Annotated in this window: 16 protein-coding genes; 6 read left to right on the top strand and 10 right to left on the bottom strand. The window is 64.2% G+C overall.

All coding sequences use genetic code 11. From position 1 onward, the window contains the following. Positions 1-301: 301 nt before the first annotated feature. Positions 302-538, bottom strand: coding sequence for a hypothetical protein (locus tag AC1DYC_RS01130; RefSeq protein WP_477310331.1), 237 nt, complete (start codon positions 536-538; stop codon positions 302-304). Positions 539-767: 229 nt separating this feature from the next. On the opposite strand from AC1DYC_RS01130, the gene dinB reads away from it, so the two are divergent. Then, complete coding sequence (gene dinB, locus AC1DYC_RS01125) at positions 768-2,009, top strand: DNA polymerase IV (protein ID WP_477403246.1); 1,242 nt, start codon at positions 768-770, stop codon at positions 2,007-2,009. Positions 2,010-2,013: 4 nt separating this feature from the next. Here the strand turns inward: dinB and AC1DYC_RS01120 are convergent, their stop codons facing one another. Then, positions 2,014-2,283 (bottom strand): excalibur calcium-binding domain-containing protein, encoded by a 270-nt coding sequence (locus AC1DYC_RS01120; protein WP_477403244.1) that lies wholly within the window; start codon positions 2,281-2,283, stop codon positions 2,014-2,016. A 56-nt stretch (positions 2,284-2,339) separates the two neighbouring features. Then, on the bottom strand, positions 2,340-4,184 hold the full coding sequence (locus AC1DYC_RS01115; protein ID WP_477403242.1) for a type I secretion system permease/ATPase: 1,845 nt from the start codon (positions 4,182-4,184) through the stop codon (positions 2,340-2,342). Between the two features lie 965 nt (positions 4,185-5,149). Between AC1DYC_RS01115 and AC1DYC_RS01110 the strand changes: the two genes are divergently transcribed. The 3 genes from AC1DYC_RS01110 (at position 5,150) to AC1DYC_RS01100 (ending at position 8,046) form a co-directional block, all read left to right on the top strand. Then, positions 5,150-5,809 carry a response regulator gene (locus AC1DYC_RS01110; protein ID WP_477403240.1) on the top strand — a complete coding sequence of 220 codons (660 nt, stop codon included), beginning with the start codon at positions 5,150-5,152 and terminating at the stop codon, positions 5,807-5,809. Between the two features lie 231 nt (positions 5,810-6,040). Next, positions 6,041-7,399 (top strand): sensor histidine kinase, encoded by a 1,359-nt coding sequence (locus AC1DYC_RS01105; protein ID WP_477408110.1) that lies wholly within the window; start codon positions 6,041-6,043, stop codon positions 7,397-7,399. Next, positions 7,396-8,046 (top strand): response regulator, encoded by a 651-nt coding sequence (locus tag AC1DYC_RS01100; RefSeq protein WP_477403238.1) that lies wholly within the window; start codon positions 7,396-7,398, stop codon positions 8,044-8,046. The genes AC1DYC_RS01105 and AC1DYC_RS01100 overlap by 4 nt, the downstream gene beginning before the upstream one ends. Positions 8,047-8,116: 70 nt before the next feature. Here the strand turns inward: AC1DYC_RS01100 and AC1DYC_RS01095 are convergent, their stop codons facing one another. The 3 genes from AC1DYC_RS01095 to AC1DYC_RS01085 form a co-directional block, all read right to left on the bottom strand. After that, positions 8,117-8,569 (bottom strand): hypothetical protein, encoded by a 453-nt coding sequence (locus AC1DYC_RS01095; protein ID WP_477403236.1) that lies wholly within the window; start codon positions 8,567-8,569, stop codon positions 8,117-8,119. A gap of 214 nt (positions 8,570-8,783) precedes the next feature. Further along, positions 8,784-9,728, bottom strand: a complete 945-nt coding sequence (locus AC1DYC_RS01090; RefSeq protein WP_477403234.1) for a LysR family transcriptional regulator — start codon at positions 9,726-9,728, stop codon at positions 8,784-8,786. Between the two features lie 53 nt (positions 9,729-9,781). Further along, positions 9,782-10,480 carry a YybH family protein gene (locus AC1DYC_RS01085; protein WP_477403232.1) on the bottom strand — a complete coding sequence of 233 codons (699 nt, stop codon included), beginning with the start codon at positions 10,478-10,480 and terminating at the stop codon, positions 9,782-9,784. 76 nt (positions 10,481-10,556) lie between these two features. On the opposite strand from AC1DYC_RS01085, the gene AC1DYC_RS01080 reads away from it, so the two are divergent. Continuing rightward, on the top strand, positions 10,557-10,751 hold the full coding sequence (locus tag AC1DYC_RS01080) for a hypothetical protein (RefSeq protein WP_477403230.1): 195 nt from the start codon (positions 10,557-10,559) through the stop codon (positions 10,749-10,751). A gap of 58 nt (positions 10,752-10,809) precedes the next feature. Further along, complete coding sequence (locus tag AC1DYC_RS01075) at positions 10,810-10,908, top strand: putative RiPP precursor (protein WP_477403228.1); 99 nt, start codon at positions 10,810-10,812, stop codon at positions 10,906-10,908. 256 nt (positions 10,909-11,164) lie between these two features. Here the strand turns inward: AC1DYC_RS01075 and AC1DYC_RS01070 are convergent, their stop codons facing one another. From AC1DYC_RS01070 to AC1DYC_RS01055, 4 genes are all read right to left on the bottom strand, one after another. Next, entirely contained in the window at positions 11,165-12,355 is a 1,191-nt protein-coding gene (locus AC1DYC_RS01070) for a hypothetical protein (RefSeq protein ID WP_477403226.1), read from the bottom strand. Positions 12,356-12,478: 123 nt separating this feature from the next. Then, complete coding sequence (locus AC1DYC_RS01065; protein WP_477403224.1) at positions 12,479-13,531, bottom strand: sugar-transfer associated ATP-grasp domain-containing protein; 1,053 nt, start codon at positions 13,529-13,531, stop codon at positions 12,479-12,481. 77 nt (positions 13,532-13,608) lie between these two features. Next, a complete protein-coding gene (locus AC1DYC_RS01060) occupies positions 13,609-14,490 on the bottom strand; it encodes an EamA family transporter (RefSeq protein WP_477403222.1) in 882 nt (293 codons plus the stop codon). Positions 14,491-14,852: 362 nt separating this feature from the next. Then, positions 14,853-15,431, bottom strand: coding sequence for a dihydrofolate reductase family protein (locus AC1DYC_RS01055; protein ID WP_477403220.1), 579 nt, complete (start codon positions 15,429-15,431; stop codon positions 14,853-14,855). Positions 15,432-15,560 lie beyond the last annotated feature (129 nt).

Raw genomic sequence — 15,560 nt, 5'->3', positions numbered from 1 at the left:
CTGGGTAAACTTTAGACAAATGTGGTTGCGATACGCGATAGTCGGCCTGCAAAAGGCCGGAGACGATTTTGTAAATCATTGAAATATAAGACGAATATGAAAATCACGGCGCGGATCGGCCCTTTGCGCGACTGACGCCCTATACTGATCAGACCTTAGGCCCAATTGGCCGTGACACTTAGGTCGCAGCCAACGGAACCATGACCGTCGTCGCGTAACTTATCGAGCAGGCGTCGAATGCTGGATACGGCCGATTGGTCGCCCCGCAGGCACGACCTTCCAAGCGCTTGCGGCATTGCGCCTATGGCATCCGCAAGATATCGGCGCCGGCCTGTTCATCGAACAGCACGGCGCAGCCGCGCCTCAGCGCCACCGCAGACAGGGCATTGGCCACCGCCTCGTCCGGCGACACGAAATCGCCGGTCAGCACCCGCAACTCTTCCACCGCCTTGGCCATCGACACGCAGTGCCCGGCAACGCGATCGCTCGTGCAGGCGTCAACGACGCTGACGAGGTCGATCATCTCGAACTGGCCCATACCGGCCTCCACGAAACAGCGTCCCTTCACGACAATGAACGCTGTGGCGAGCGACAATGTTCCGCCGGCCCCGGACAAGGCAGATCAATCGACGGCCTGGGTCTCCAGCGAATTCACTAGACGTAAGCGCCGCGCTTGACAGTGGACCCTGTTTGTTCTCTATTTGTTCGTCAAAACCACCCTAGCAACAGACGCGGCTAATGCTGCAACGCCCAAAGGAACGGTCGGGATGGAACCCACCATCCTGCATGCGGATCTCGATGCCTTCTATGCCTCGGTCGAGCAGCTGCTCGACCCGTCGCTCAGGGGCAAGCCGATTGCCGTCGGTGGCGGCGTCGTGCTGGCCGCTTCTTACGAGGCCAGGGTTTTTGGCGTGCGCGGCGGGATGCCGGGCCGACGCGCGCGGGAGCTTTGCCCGCAATTGATCTTTGTCAGCGGAAATTTCGGCGAGTACCAGAGGCTGGGCGACGCCGCGATAAAAGTGCTCGACGATTTCACGCCGCTGGTCGAGCGCATTTCCATCGACGAGGCCTTTGCCGATGTCGCCGGCTGCACGCATCTGTTCGGGTCGCCGGCCGAGATCGCCGCCACGGTGCGGCGGCGTGTACGGGCCGAGCTCGGCCTGCCGATCTCGATCGGCGTGGCGCGCACCAAGCACCTGGCCAAGATCGCCTCGCAAGTGGCGAAACCCGACGGGCTGGTGGTGGTCGATCCGGCAACGGAGCTCGCCTTCCTGCACGATTTGCCGATCGGACTGATGTGGGGCGTCGGCCCGGCGACCAAGGCGCGGCTGGCCGAGATCGGTGTCGAGACCATCGGCCAGTTGGCCAAGACCCACAGCGGCGCGCTGCGCCGGCTGCTCGGCCCCGCCGCCGGCGAGAAGCTGGCATCGCTGGCGTGGAACCGCGACCCGCGAAAACTCGAGACGCATCGGCGGGCGCATTCGGCCGGCGCGCAGTCGGCGCTCGGCAAGCGGCCGGCCGAGGCCCATGTCTTCGGGCCTGTTCTTCTGCACCTGGCAGATCGGGTCGCCAGCCGCCTCAGGGCGAAATCGCGGCCCGGTCGCACGGTGACCGTGCGGGTGCGTTTTGCCGATCTACGCGCGGTCACGCGCTCGCTGACGCTCGAGCAGCCGATTTCAGCAACCGTGATGCTGGCCGAAATCGCCGAGGAACTGGTGCGCGGCGTGCTTGCCGCCAACGCTGGCGAGAAGTCCATCTCGCTGCTGGCGATCTCGGTGTCGCAACTCGAGGAAAGTGCCGAGCTGCAGCTGGACCTGCCGCTCGGGCTTGCTGACGAGAAACAGCGGCCCGGCAGCAAAAAAGGCCTGGCGCGCTTTGGCGCCGACCGCGCCATCGACAAGATCCGCCAGCGATTTGGCAAAGAGGCCGTGGGCTATGGCGCGGTGGCGCTGGAAGCCCGGCGCTCGGTTCCCGACGCCTTCCGCGAACTGGCGGAAAAGGAGCTGTGAGAAATTATCGGCCGGTGTGCCAATAGCGATGCACCTTGACGCCGCTTGCGCTTGCCCCATCCCAAGGCTCGCAAGCGATGCCGTCATGGTCGGCATCGTGCGTCGTCCAGTAGCCCGGCTCTCCCCTATGCGCAGGCGCCAGGCCGACGGCACGGGCAGCGCTACAGTTCGGAAATGCCGCAAGGTGCCTGAGCACGGCCCAGGGCGAGTCAAACCGGACGCCCAGAAAGCCGTAGACGATGTAGCCGGACAACAGGATGAACGGTGCCAGCATGGCCAGCCACCTCAACCTGCCCACCTGATGGCGTGGAATGGATCGGTGGGAGCGGCTCAGCATCGTTCCTCCCTTCGGACGCCTGCCGCCACCGCGCCGGGCGTCGGTTCTTCGGTGGCGAGTCTGAGACGCGGCATGGCGACCACCGCCGGCTGCGGCCGCGGGAACAGCTTGGCCAAAATCTCATGCTTGGGGCCGAAAGCCTGGACGCGGCCCTGGTTCATGGCGAGGATGAAATCGACCGTGGCGAGCGCGCTCGGCTGGTGCGCCACCAGCACGACGATGCCGCCGCGTTGCCGCACGCCCATGATCGCCTGCAGCAGCGCCTGCTCGCCTTCGGCATCGAGGTTTGAATTCGGCTCGTCGAGCACCACCAGGAATGGATCGCGATAGAGCGCGCGGGCCATTGCGATGCGCTGGCGCTGGCCGGCCGAGACCGCCTCGCCGAGCTCGCCGATCTGGGTTTCGTACCCGCCGCGGAAACCGACGATGAGATCATGCGCGCCGGCTGCATTGGCCGCGGCAATGATCGCCGCGGGATCGGCATCGGGCTCTAAACGCGCGATGTTCTCGGCGACCGTGCCGGCAAACAGCTGCACATCCTGCGGCAGATAACCGATGAAGCGGCCACGATCCTCCGCCGACCACTGGTGGAGGTCGGCGCCGTCGAGGCGAATCTTGCCGGCGGCGGGCTGCCAGGCCCCGACGAGCGCCCTGACCAGCGTCGACTTGCCCGAACCGCTCTGGCCGATGATGCCGACGGCATGTCCCGCCTCAAGGGCAAGACTGGCGTCGTGCACCAGGAGCCGCTGCGTGCCGGGGGCGGCGACGCTGACGCCCTGCATCAACACGTGGCGGCTTGGGGCCGGCATCACCATCGGATCGGCGTCGGCCGGCACTGCAGCGAGAATCCTGGTCAGCCGCTGCCAGCCCTGCCGCGCCGTCAGGAAGCCTTTCCAGTTGGCGATGACGAGGTCGACAGGGGCCAATGCGCGGCCGCTCAGGATCGAGGCGGTGATGATGATGCCCGCGGTCGCCTGCTGCTCGATCACCAGCCAGGCACCGACGCCGAGCATGGCCGACTGCAGCAGCATGCGCAGCCCCTTGGACACGGCGCCGAAGCCGCCGGCGATATGGCTGATACGGCGCTGCTCGGCGAGATAGATGCGGTTGGCGTCTTCCCATCGCCTGACCATCCTGCCGCCCATGCCAAGAGCCGCAATCACTTCCGCGTTGCGGTCATCGGTGGACGTCAGGCCGTCGCGGATGATGCCGATCTGGGTGCCGGAGGTGACCGGCTTACGCGTCAGCCTCTCGGCAAGGACGGTCAAAACGACGAGCACGATCATGCCGACCAGGGCAGTCAGGCCGAGCAGCACATGGAAGATGAAGATGACGGCCAGATAGAGCGGCAGCCACGGCAGATCGGACAGGGCGGTCGGGCCGCTGCCCGACAGGAAGGCGCGCACGCTGTCGAGGTCTCGCACCGCCTGCATGCTGTCGCCGTTCCGCCCGACCTTGAGCGGCAGCTTGAGGACGCTGGAATAGACGCGGGCGCCGAGCGCCTCGTCAAGGGCGCCACCGATGCGCACCAGAATGCGGCCGCGCACGAGATCGAGCACGCCCTGCCCTGCGTAAAGGATGACGACGAGCACACTGAGGCCGATCAGCGTCGGTATGCTGCGGCTCGGCAGCACGCGGTCGTAGACTTCGAGCATGTAGAGCGAGCCGGCGAGCATCAGCACGTTGAGCACGCCGCTCAACAGCGCGACCGCGGCGAAGGCCGAGCGGCAGCCTGCAAGTGCGGCCGCGAGCTCGGACGTCGCGGATCCTGCCGCCGGCCGCTTTGCCCTCCCCGGCTGTGGCTTGCCGTCGGCCAGCCGAACCGGGGCTGGAGTCATGGCAGGCTCACGGCGAGAAGACCTCCAGATGGAGAGCAAAAGCAGCGCGCCGAGCGTTCCCCCAAGAACCGCCCAGCGCGTGCCGATTTCTGACACCGCCAACTGCACTTCGCCCTCGCGCTTGCAAGCGCGCTCTCTTGTTGGCCGCACAAGGCGGCTGACTACCCCAGACCTGTTGTAGCACCGGGCGTGCCCGCGGAACGCGGCATCGCCGGCAATGAGCTGTTCGTGACGTAAGCGGCTTTGAACAGGGAGGGCCGGGCGGGGCGACTGCGCCCATTCGCCCGACACAGCTTCCCCGGATGACGGAATTGATCCGCCGTCGGACTGACTGCCATGCTCACGCCCATACCCCAAACGCGCGCGGTCTACGTCGACCGCCTGAGCCTTATTCTTCCCCCGACCATATTACGCAGGTTGCAATTGGCACGTCCATATAACCGCGGTTATAGACGCGAATACAAATTCAACGCCGGTAATCCTCCTCTATATTACGTAAATGCCTTGGCGCCGGTCTAATTATTTCTAAATTCTTGTTGGAACAATTCCGTGGTCTCATCGAGCGACAGGCCGGCAATGGTGGGGCGGCATCGCGTCTGCTTCAGTCCGCTGCCAGCTAACTTGCTGCCGGCAGCACGTCGAGATTGATTACGCTTTTGCCAATTCTTACCGGAAGCACGATGCTGTTGGGATGGCTTTCATATGCCGAGATACGAGCCGCGTTTCGGGGACCATCTGCGGCCAAGAGGCGTGAAGGCACAGGCACTGCAACGCCAGGCCTTCCCTTGCGGCGCAGGGCCGTAATGCTTTGACTTGAGAGGGAAATACTGTTCATGATTGAGTATGGGCGATTGTCGTCTCAGCTGGACGAAAACAATTGCGCCGCTCCGGCATGGCGCTGTTGTTGGCCGGCGGGCGCTGCCGTTCACGCCATCCCTGGCGATCGGGCACAAGGGGAACTGACTATGGTCACCACGGTGTTCATCGCCGATGACCATCCACTGCTGCTGCACGGGCTGGCCGACCTGATTGCCCGCGATCCCGGCTTCCTTGTTGTCGGATCTGCGCTCGACGGCAAGAGCGCGCTGGCGATGATCCGGCAACAGGTTCCGGATGTCGCGGTGCTGGACCTGCGGATGCCGGGGCTGAGCGGGCCCGAAATCGCCGCGGAACTCGGCAGGCTGGGGCTCGCCACGCGTTGCGTGCTTTTGACAGCAACCGCTTCCAGCGCCGAGCTTTATGATGCCGTGATGGCGGGGGTCGCCGGCATCGTGTTCAAGGAAGCCACGGTCGAGACGCTGGCCAAATGCATCCATCAGGTGGCCGCGGGCGGACGCTGGTTGCCCGCCGAGATCGTCGGTGACGCTGTCGAAAGCGAGGCTTCCCGGCGAATCAGATGGCAGAAGCTGTCGTCGCTGCTGACCATCCGCGAGATGGAGATCGCCCGGCTCGCCGCCGAAAACAGGCCGAACGGGCAGATCGCGCTCGATCTCGGCATTTCGAAAGGTACGCTGAAAATCCACATGAACAATATCTACCGCAAATTGCAGGTCTCCTCGCGAGGCGAGCTTTTTCAGCTGGTGGCCGGCCAGATCCCGCACGACGCCCGGACGGGACGGCCATGAAAACCGTGCAGATGTCTGCGACAGCCCGGCTGTCCGACTTTACCGGCCCTGTAAGATCCCCGGCGCTGCGGTGCTGCCGATGCCTAACCGCAGCGGCCGGAATCTCGCACAGGCCAAAATCTTGCGATGTCGCAAATGCTGCGGCGTCTCTATAACAGGCACGGGTCGGAAGGGTGGATCGTGCGATTGCTTGGGGTTTTCCTGGGAGAGTTCCCGCAGCGCTGGGGCAGGCTGTCGCTGGCGCTGCAGTTCCTCATTGCCGGCGGTATCGGGCTGCTGGTGGTGATGCTGGTGGTCGGCCTGTGGGTGACTTCGCAGATCCGGCAAGGTGTCATGCGCAACTCGGCCGCGACCACGGCGCTCTATGTCGACAGCGTGATCGCGCCGCTGTTGCCCGACATGCGCAAAAGCCGCGAGCTCGACGATACCGTCAAACGGGCGCTCGACGAGACGCTCGACCAGGGTGCACTGGGCAAGCGGCTGGCGTCGTTCAAGCTGTGGCGGCGCGACGGCACGATCCTCTACGCCAAGGATACGACGCTGATCGGCAAGGTGTTCGAGCCGAACGCCAACCTAGTCGCCGCCTTCAGCGGCAATGTCGTGGCCGAGTACAACGACCTCGACGACGACGCCGAGAGCCACTACGAGAAAAAGACGGTGGCTGGACCGCTGCTGGAAATCTACAATCCTGTGCGCGAACCCTGGTCGGGCGAAGTCGTTGCCGTTTCAGAGTTCTACGAGATTGCCGACGACTTCGAGTCGTCGCTGAACGCCGCCCTGTGGCAAAGCTGGCTGGTGGTGGCCGGCGCCACAGCGGCGGCATTGGCGCTCTTGTCGGGCATCGTGTTTCGCGGCAGCCGCACCATCCAAAGCCAGCGGGCGGCGCTCGAGGCCAAGATCGCCGAATTGCGGGCGCTGCTGTCGCAGAACTCATCTCTGCGCGAGCGCGTGCAGCACGCCTCGCGCCGCGCCACCGCGCTCAACGAACGCTATCTCAGGCGCATCGGCGCCGATCTTCACGATGGGCCGGCCCAGCTCGTGGCGCTGGCGGCCCTCAGGATGGACAGCCCGATCTTACTTGATCCCGGCGCCCCCACCGCGCTGCGCGAAGCCGAGATCGCCGACATCCACAAAACGCTTGATGAAGCGATCCGCGAGATACGCGGCATCTGCAACGGTCTCGTCCTGCCGCAGATCGAGACGGCGGCGGTGCTCGACATATTGCGGCTGGCGGTCGCCGAACACCAACGGCGGACCGGAACCTCGGTTTCGCTGACGCTGCCAAAGCGCTTGCGCGAACCCGGCCCTTCCGAGAAGATCAGCATCTATCGTTTTGTCCAGGAAGGCTTGAACAATGCCTATCGCCACGGGAAAGGCAGGGATCAGGCGGTGAAAGCGGCAATGAAAGGCGGCAAGCTGTTCGTCGAGGTCCTCGACGGCGGCCCCGGATTCGACCCGGCAAGAAGCGAGGGCCTTGGGCTTGCCGGTCTCAGGGAGCGTATCGAGAGCATCGGCGGCCAGTTTGAAACTGTATCTGGCCCACAAGGCACACGACTGGTGATAACATTGTCCATTGAGGAGCAATCGTGACCCAAGCCATCCGCATCGCCATTGTCGACGACCATCCGTTGTTTCGCGAGGGCGTAGCGCGCAGCCTCGGCGAGATCGGCGGTTTCGAAGTGGTCGGCGAAGGCGCCAGCGCCGAGGATGCTGAAAGGCTGGTCGCGGCCATGCGGCCCGACATCGTGCTGCTCGACATCAGCATGCCGGGCGGCGGGCTCACCGCCGCGGCAAACATCATGGCCGGGCACCCCGGCCAGAAGGTCGTCATGCTGACCGTGTCGGAAGCCAACGCCGACGTTGCCCAGGCGCTCAATGCCGGCGCGCGCGGCTATGTGCTGAAAGGCGTCGGTTCGAAGGCGCTGGCTGAAATCCTCAGCAATGTCGCGGCTGGCGAAAGCTATGTCTCGCCGACACTGTCGGCCCGGCTTCTGTCGGACCTGTTGTTGCAGCCGACCACCCGCAAGGCCGATCCCATCCAGCAACTCACCGGCCGCGAGACAGATATTCTGCGCCTGGTGGCGGAAGGCTTGAGCAACAAGGAAGTCGCCGCGCGGCTTTCGCTACAGGAGAAGACGGTCAAGCATCACATGACGCGGGTTCTGGCCAAGCTCAATGTGCGCAACCGCACCGAGGCGGCGCTGCTGATGCGCGAGGCGCGAGAGCGCGCGGGTTGACGCGCGACGCCCGGACCATCCGCACCAGGCGTTGAGGCAAAAAACAAATCCGCCCGAAAGCGGCTGGCCCTCACAAACTTTTCAAACGTGCCACATCGGCGGGGGTCGCCGGCCGCTCGACGATGGTGCGGTCGAGCGCATCCTTCATCGTGAACCGGCCATTGTGGATATCTTCCTTCATGCCGTTGGGATGGGTGACCGTGATGCCGCTGGCGTCGACCTCAACCTCGTCGCCGGTTGCGGAATTCACATGGCTGGCATTGCCCTTGCCGGCATTGCCCTTGCCCTTGCCGTTGCCACCGCTGTTGCTGTTACCGCTTCCACCGCTGTTGCCGTTGCCACCGGCATTGCCACCGCCATTGCCGTTGCCACCGCCATTGCCGCCTCCGCCCCCATTGCCGCCCCCGCCCCCGTTGCCACCGCCATCCTTGGCGAAGGCGCTGCCGGCGGTTATCTTGGCGGCGCCGTCAAAGCTGAGGTGGTAGGGCACAAGGATCAGGGCGAGCGTTGTCGACGCCCGCAAGGCAAGCCAGCAGAGTTGGCGCAGGCGCTTAATCTGTTCGTCTCCCGATGGTCAGCGGGGACCGATCCAATCTGTCCAAAACCGGAACGGCGCTGTTATCAGCGCAGCATCCACAAATCGACGTCCTTGCGAAAGCGGCTTACGACCCTTGTCTCGGCTAATACAGACCTTTTTATTATAAATTGTCAGACTTAAGTCGTACGTTCTGCAACCGCTAGCTGTGTCCTGTCTGCTTGAGCAGGCCGACCAGCCAGGCCATGCCCGCATCCATCAGCGCGACCTTCGGCACGATGCTGTTGATGTTGAAGTGGCCGAACCGGATGGGCGCATCGATGCCGACGACGCCGAAACGGCCGCCATACATGGCGAGGAACCGGCGCGGATAGGCTGAGATCAGGTCGGTTTGCGCAAGCACCGCCAGTCCGAACATGAAGTTGGGAACCGTCAGCGCAACGCGACGCGACAGGCCGCGTCCAGCCAACACCCTGTCGACAAACCCGTTCGGATCGCCATTGTTGGAGACAACCATGTGCTGCATGGCGCAATAGGCCTCAAGGCCCGGGTCGCCGGCGAAGCGGTGGCCGGCGCGCATGGCGACGACGAAATCCTCCTCATAAAGCGTGTCGACGGTGAAGCGCACCGGCAGGCCGTCAAACGGAATCACGGCGACATCCATGACGCGCGCTTCGAGCTCGGCAACGCAGTCGCTCCAGGCCGTGGTGGGCGACGGTTCGCCTTGGCGCGGCAACAGCTGCCGGATGGAGATGTCGATGGACGGGGCCGTTCGGCGCATTTTTTCGAGCAGCGGCGGCAGGAGGACGGACGACACGGCATCCGGCGCACCGATGGTAAAACGGCGCGTCGAGCGGGCGGGATCGAACGGCTCGGCGCTTGATATCACCCGGCGCACCCGCGCCAGAATCTCGGCCACCGGCTCGGCAAGCTCTGTTGCCCGATCGGTGGGCACAACGCCGCGCGGCGTCTTCAGAAACAGTGGATCGCCAAGCAGCTTGCGCAACCGGCCGAGGCCATGGCTAACCGCTGAAGCTGACAGGTTGAGCCGCTCCGCCGAGCGGCCGACATGCCGCTCTTCCATGATGGCCTGGAACAGGACCAGCAAATTGAGGTCGGCGCGCGCCAGATCGATCTTGTTCAGCATATTCCTGAAACCATATCACTGAATTCAGGACATTGCAGTTGTGCACGACGCTGTCAGCCGCGGGCGATAGCAGCCGCCTGTTCCAGGCTGATGCCCTTGCCGAGAGGATCGGCATGGCGATGGGCGAGCCGCCATTCGGATCCGTCACGGCGATAGACCTGGGTGACGCGCAGCGGCCACTCTTGCGCCGGCAGACCGCCGGCTTCGACGCGGCATCGTTCCAGCGTCGCAAGAACCACGATGTCGGCCGAGCCATACGCCTGGACCACCTCCTGCTCGAACGTGCCATTTCGAAAGAAGCGACCAACCGCCCTCCAGCTCTCTTCCGTCATGTCAGAACCGCGCGTGGGCGTTCCGCCGAATGGAGCCATCAGCGTGTAGTCGTCGTCGTGGGGGACCAGAGCGCGATAGAAGTCGATGTCACCACGCATGAGCGCCGCGTTTGCGTCCCTGGATCGCTGGACGAGCTTCGCGATCGTCAGATCGATGGCCGAGTCCTCTTGCGCCGAGGCTGAAGCGCTGACTGCAAGCGAGGCGAGGCCGGCGCTTCCCGCCGTGGCGAGAAGCGCACGTCGTGAGGTGGGCATTAGATCCTCTCCTGTCGTGGTCTCTAGTGGCCGCCGCAAGTCGGTCTGGGCGTGCCCCGCGAGATCGCATTTCGAATTTGATGAATCCAGCGACATGATTTCAGCAATATGCTGAATGAAACTGACCAGCTGTGAGCTGATCGCAGGATCGGACGCTTTCTGCACCGCAACCCGATCCCTAGCCGCGCCGTGCGCCCAAGAACAATGCCTTTCAGACGAAGGTGGATTTGCGGGTTAGCGCATGGGCGACAAGAAAAACCGGGACGAGATGACGGTACCGCAAAGGTTGACAGTGTCGATCTGTCAGGCATTATCGCGTGATCCTGGAGGATGCACTATGAAGAAAACCTATTTGAAGCCGGTGCTGATCAAAAAAGGCAGGCTCTCGCAGGTTACGGCGGTCACCAACGGCGCGGGTTCCGGGCCGGTCGAGTGAGGTCGTTCCGTCGGGCTATGGCCTGCCCCCGGGGCGCGCCTGACATTGGAGATGCGGTATGAAGAAGACCTATTCCAAGCCGGTGCTGGTCAAGAAGGGCAAGCTCTCGCAGGTTACGGCCGCTAACGGCAACGGCTCCGGGCCGGTCGCCGTCTAACAGCCGATCATCCGGATGCACGACGTGCCATCTGGCCGGAACAAGGCTTTGGGCGGCCGAAGTGGAAAGTGGAAAATGAAGAAGACATATTCCCAAGCCGGTGCTGGTCAAGAAGGGCAAGCTCTCGCAGATCACCGCGAACGGTGCTTCCGCCCCTAGCTAAACTTTTCACCCCGATTGATCGAGGTCTTCCTGGCAGAGTCGAGCGCCTGATCCTTTCCAGAGCATGATCTTTTCCCGCAGGTGACGGGACCATTCAGCGAGCAACCACCAGATCATCGAGCACGAGTTGCCAATAGTGGCTTGTGGAAAGGCGCACGCGCGTGACCGCCGTCAGCATCGGCGCGTAGTGCACGGGCGCCAGCGCCGACAGGATGATCGTGTCGCTGGCGATCAGCCGGTCGCCAAGCCAGCTCTCCACCAGTGCGGTTTCGCCTTCGGACCTCAACCACGCCGCTGTCAGCATCACGGAATGGAAGCCGAACGGTTTTTCGCTTGAGAATTCCGCCGGGTGTCCGCTGCTCGTATAGCAGACATGGTCTCCCGAGATGTTGCCGTTGACGTAGCCTTCGCTGCCTTCGGTATGATCGCGCGCAAGTGCGTTCAGGTTGAACCAGGTCAACCCGGCATAACCGGACGGCACCTTGCGCAGGCCGCGCGTGGTGACATCGTCGAAACAGATGGTCTGCAAAGGCGCTGCGCCATCCATGACAGCGTTTTCCGAAGCGGCATTTTCGGGCAACAGCAGGCCGAGTTCGGTCGGATAGGCCGACAAGGTGAGCCTGCGCGCGATGCCGCGACCGGCAATGTCGATCGCCTCGGCGTCATCAGGCAGATCGAGACGGAAGCCGGCGCCGGCGCCGAGCGGATGCACCGCCACCTCTTGCCCTTTCGCCATCACCGAGATGCTCGCCGAGACGCCGTCCGCTACGCGACCGCTGAGCTGGCGTATCGGAAACAGGCCGACCGGCTGCAGCATTGCTTCCGAGACCAGCCCGGTGGGCGAGCCCGGCAGCAGCCGGAGGTGCTGCGACTGGACCTCGTTGGCGCTGCTTACGCGCCATCCGGGCGGCACCGAAACGGTGAAGCGGTAGCTGCCCGGCACATGGATGGGCGCGGCCCGACGTTTCGTCGACGCCAGGAAATTGGCAAAACCGCCGCGATTGCTCCGCGCCGCGGCGACGAAGCGGCCGTCGCCATCATGCAGTCTGACCATTATGCCGGCCATCGGCCGGTCGCCGAGCCCGTAGCGACCGTCGCGATCGGCATCGAAATAGACGAAGGACGAATAATTGAGCTTGCCGTGGTTGCCCGACCAGTCCTGGCGCACGGCGTAGTCGTTCGCCGGATTTTCACGCAGCCGGACCTTGCGACGGAAGCGCGCCTGCCGCCAGGCGAGAGCTGCAACGACGGCGGCGAGCCCGACCAGGAGTATTGCCTTGATCACGAACGGCTCAAACAATGCTGTCGGCCCTCGCTGCGCTCATTCGGATCTCCTGCGACAAAACATATATCGATGCTGCGGGTCCTTGAGCAACCGACACGCGACCGGCCGACCATGGCATCGGTCTCACATCCCCATTTCGGCCCAGAAACCGCGCTGTTCGGCGGTCTGTTTCAGGCTGCCGTGGCATTGATTGATGTCGAGCCCCGGGCTGGTGTTGGCCTCGACGATGACGATGCCGGCTGGCATCAGCGCAACATCCCATCCGACAAGGCCGGGATAGGGCAACAGGCTGGCAAGCTCGAGCATTGTGGTTCTGACGCCTTGCCAGTCGGGCACGGCATTGCCCTCAATCCGCACGCCGGTTTCGGGATGCGCCTCCATCCGATCGCGGCGGCGCTGCGCGGTATTGTAGAACAGCCCGGCAGCCAGCACGCCTGTCTCGACGTCAACCCTTGCGGCGACGCCGCCATTCATGCCCGAATGCCAGTTGTCGGTGGGAAAGGTCGTGGGACGGCCCATCTTCATCGTCGCCGCCAGCAGGATCGGCCGGTGATCCGAAAAATGTGTGCCGGTCAGGACGCGCAGTGTGTTCAATGTCGCCGGGAAGAAGGCTTCGCTCCACGTCCCCTGGCGGATGATGTCGGAGACGATGTAGCCGCTGGGTTTGTCCCGCGAAAAGCGCTCCAGCCATTGCCGCGGTTCGCTGCTTCTGCCGTTGACGAGGATGCCGTCCGGCATCTGCACCAGCCGCATCGCGCCGATCCCCTCGCCGTCGCCGGCAGGCTTCAGAAACAGTTCGCCCTTTTCGGCGAGCAGCTGGAGCAACGCATCCAGCTCAAGGATCTCGCCGCCAAGGCCGATGAGTTTGCGGCCGGCGACGTAGTGGGTGATGGGCGGCGCCACCGACGGCATGACGCGATCGAGCCAGAGCTTCTGGTCCAGCTTGTTGGACAGGGCGGAGGTGAGACGCCGATTGTAGGTTCCCCTGCGCCGCCCCTGCAGGGTGAAGCTGAAATAGTCGTGCTCGCGATAGGCCCGGTCTTCGAGCATGGCCAGGCCCTTGGACGGGTGGCCCCTGAGCAGGCTGCGAAGCCGCCAGCCAAGCGACGGGGCGGGTCCGGCAAATTCCTTTTCAAGAAAGGCCCTGTAAAACAGCCACCGGCGCGCAATCGACATGTCCGCTCCCCGTCCGATTGTCAGATATACCGATTTTCGGAGAGCAGTTCACTTACCGTCCACAGGGCTGTGGGCAACTATTCCGGCGACGGCACAGGCGGCTTCGTCGTCAGCGCGGCGCCGAAGGCGGCTATGACCACGGCGGCGATGCCCGCACATTGTAGCGGGCTCAGGATTTCATGCAGGAACAGGAACCCGGCCAGCGCACCCAGCGCCGGCTCCAGGCAGGTCAGCGTGCCGTAGAGCCTGGCCGGCATCCGGGTCAGCGCCACCATCTCCAGCCAGAACGGCAAGGCGCTGGAGAAGAGGCCGACCAGCAGCGCGCTGACCAGGATCGCGGGTTCGACCAGGCCGGAACCCGCCTCGGCGATGCCGAATGGCAAGGCGATTGCGGCGGCGATGATCAGCCCGTAAGCGGTTGTCTGGCTGCCGAGCTCGGCGCCCGCCTTTTGCGCAAAGACGATGTAAAGCGCCCAGCAGCCGCCTGCAGCCAGCGCCAGCATCACGCCAATCGGGTCGAGTGCGTTGCCGGAATGGATGAAGGGCGACAACAGCAATATGCCGGCAACGGCCAGTGCCACCCAGACGAAGTCGCTGGCGCGCCGCGACGACAGCGTTGCCACCAAAAGCGGGCCGGAGAATTCGAGCGCCACCGCGACGCCGAGCGGGATTCTGGCGAGCGCGGCATAAAACAAAAGGTTCAGCGCCGCGAGGTTCACGCCATAGGCGATGAGCCAGGGCAATACGGCGCGCGACGGCCGCACCCGCCACGGCCGCAACACCGCCGCCAGCATCAGCGCGCCCACGACCAGCCGCAGCGCTGTGGTGCCATTGGCGCCGATCAGCGGAAACAGGCTCTTGGCAAAGGTGGCGCCGATCTGGATCGACACCATGGCGCCAAGCAGCGCGCCAATCGGCAAGGCTCTCGCTTCGGCTCCGGCGATTGGCGTCGGCGTCAATTTCAATCTCCTCCCGCGCGGCCAGCGGGCCAGAACGCAGGCACGGGATAGGAGCAATGGGCCTGGCTGTCGTGTGGCACGGCAGGGTCGTTGATGGGGCAAGAGGTGGAAGCCTTAACCTCGCCCTTATGGGAAGGTCGGACCGAAGGTCCGGGCGGGAGGGGTTGGCGCAGACGTTGCAGGATGTTCCTCGCCCCCACGCGAGTGGGGGAGAGGTGGCGCGGCGAAGCCGCGACGGAGAGGGGGAATGGCTCGGCCTTCATGACTCACAGGAAGTCGCCAGCGCCGCAGCCCCCTCTCCGTCCGCTTCGCGGCCACCTCTCCCCCGCTTTGCGGGGGCGAGGAAACCAAGACTGGCGAGGTCACACCACCCCATAAACCAAACTCACCCGTCCGTCCGAAAGCGCCTCGGCCTTGCGCAGTTCCAGTCTGTGCCTGGCGTGCACTGTGCCGAACAGCGCCTTGCCGTCGCCGGCAAGCAGCGGATAGACGATGAGCCTGATTTCATCGACCAGCCCGGCCTCGATCAGGCTGGCGGTGATGCGGGCGCCGCCCATGAGGTAGATGTCGTTGCCGGGCTCGCGCTTCAGCGCCGCAATGTCGTCGAGGCTGCGCAGGAAGCGCGTCGAGGCCCAGGCCGCCGAAGTCATGGTGTTCGACAGCACATAGTGCGGGGTTTTCGCGGCAAAGCGCGCCCATTCGAGTTCGGCCGGGTCGACCAGCTTGCCGGTCATCGGCAGCGGCTGATCCGGCTCGTTCTCAAGGATCGCGCTCCAATAGCGCTCGTAGCCGGCATACATGACGCCGCCGAGCAGGCAGGCATCGATCTCGGGCATCAGGCCATATTCCTCCGACCAGTTGTCGACCCAGTCGGCGAAGCCTTCGGGTCCTTCCATCTTGCCGTCGATGGAGATCTTCATTCCGGTGATCAATTTGCGCATGACTTCCTCCTTCAGGCTTGCGGGATGCAAGCACGTTGCTTGGTTTCATCGGTGGTAAGTGCGAGCCTCCAGGCGGAGGCTACGCGGTCGTTGCGAGATGGCCGATCGGCGCCATCCCCTTTGCACCCG

This window comes from Mesorhizobium sp. P2_E7 (assembly GCF_056403855.1).
Note: the sequence above shows the minus strand (reverse complement) of the source record. Positions and strands in the feature narration are given on the sequence as shown.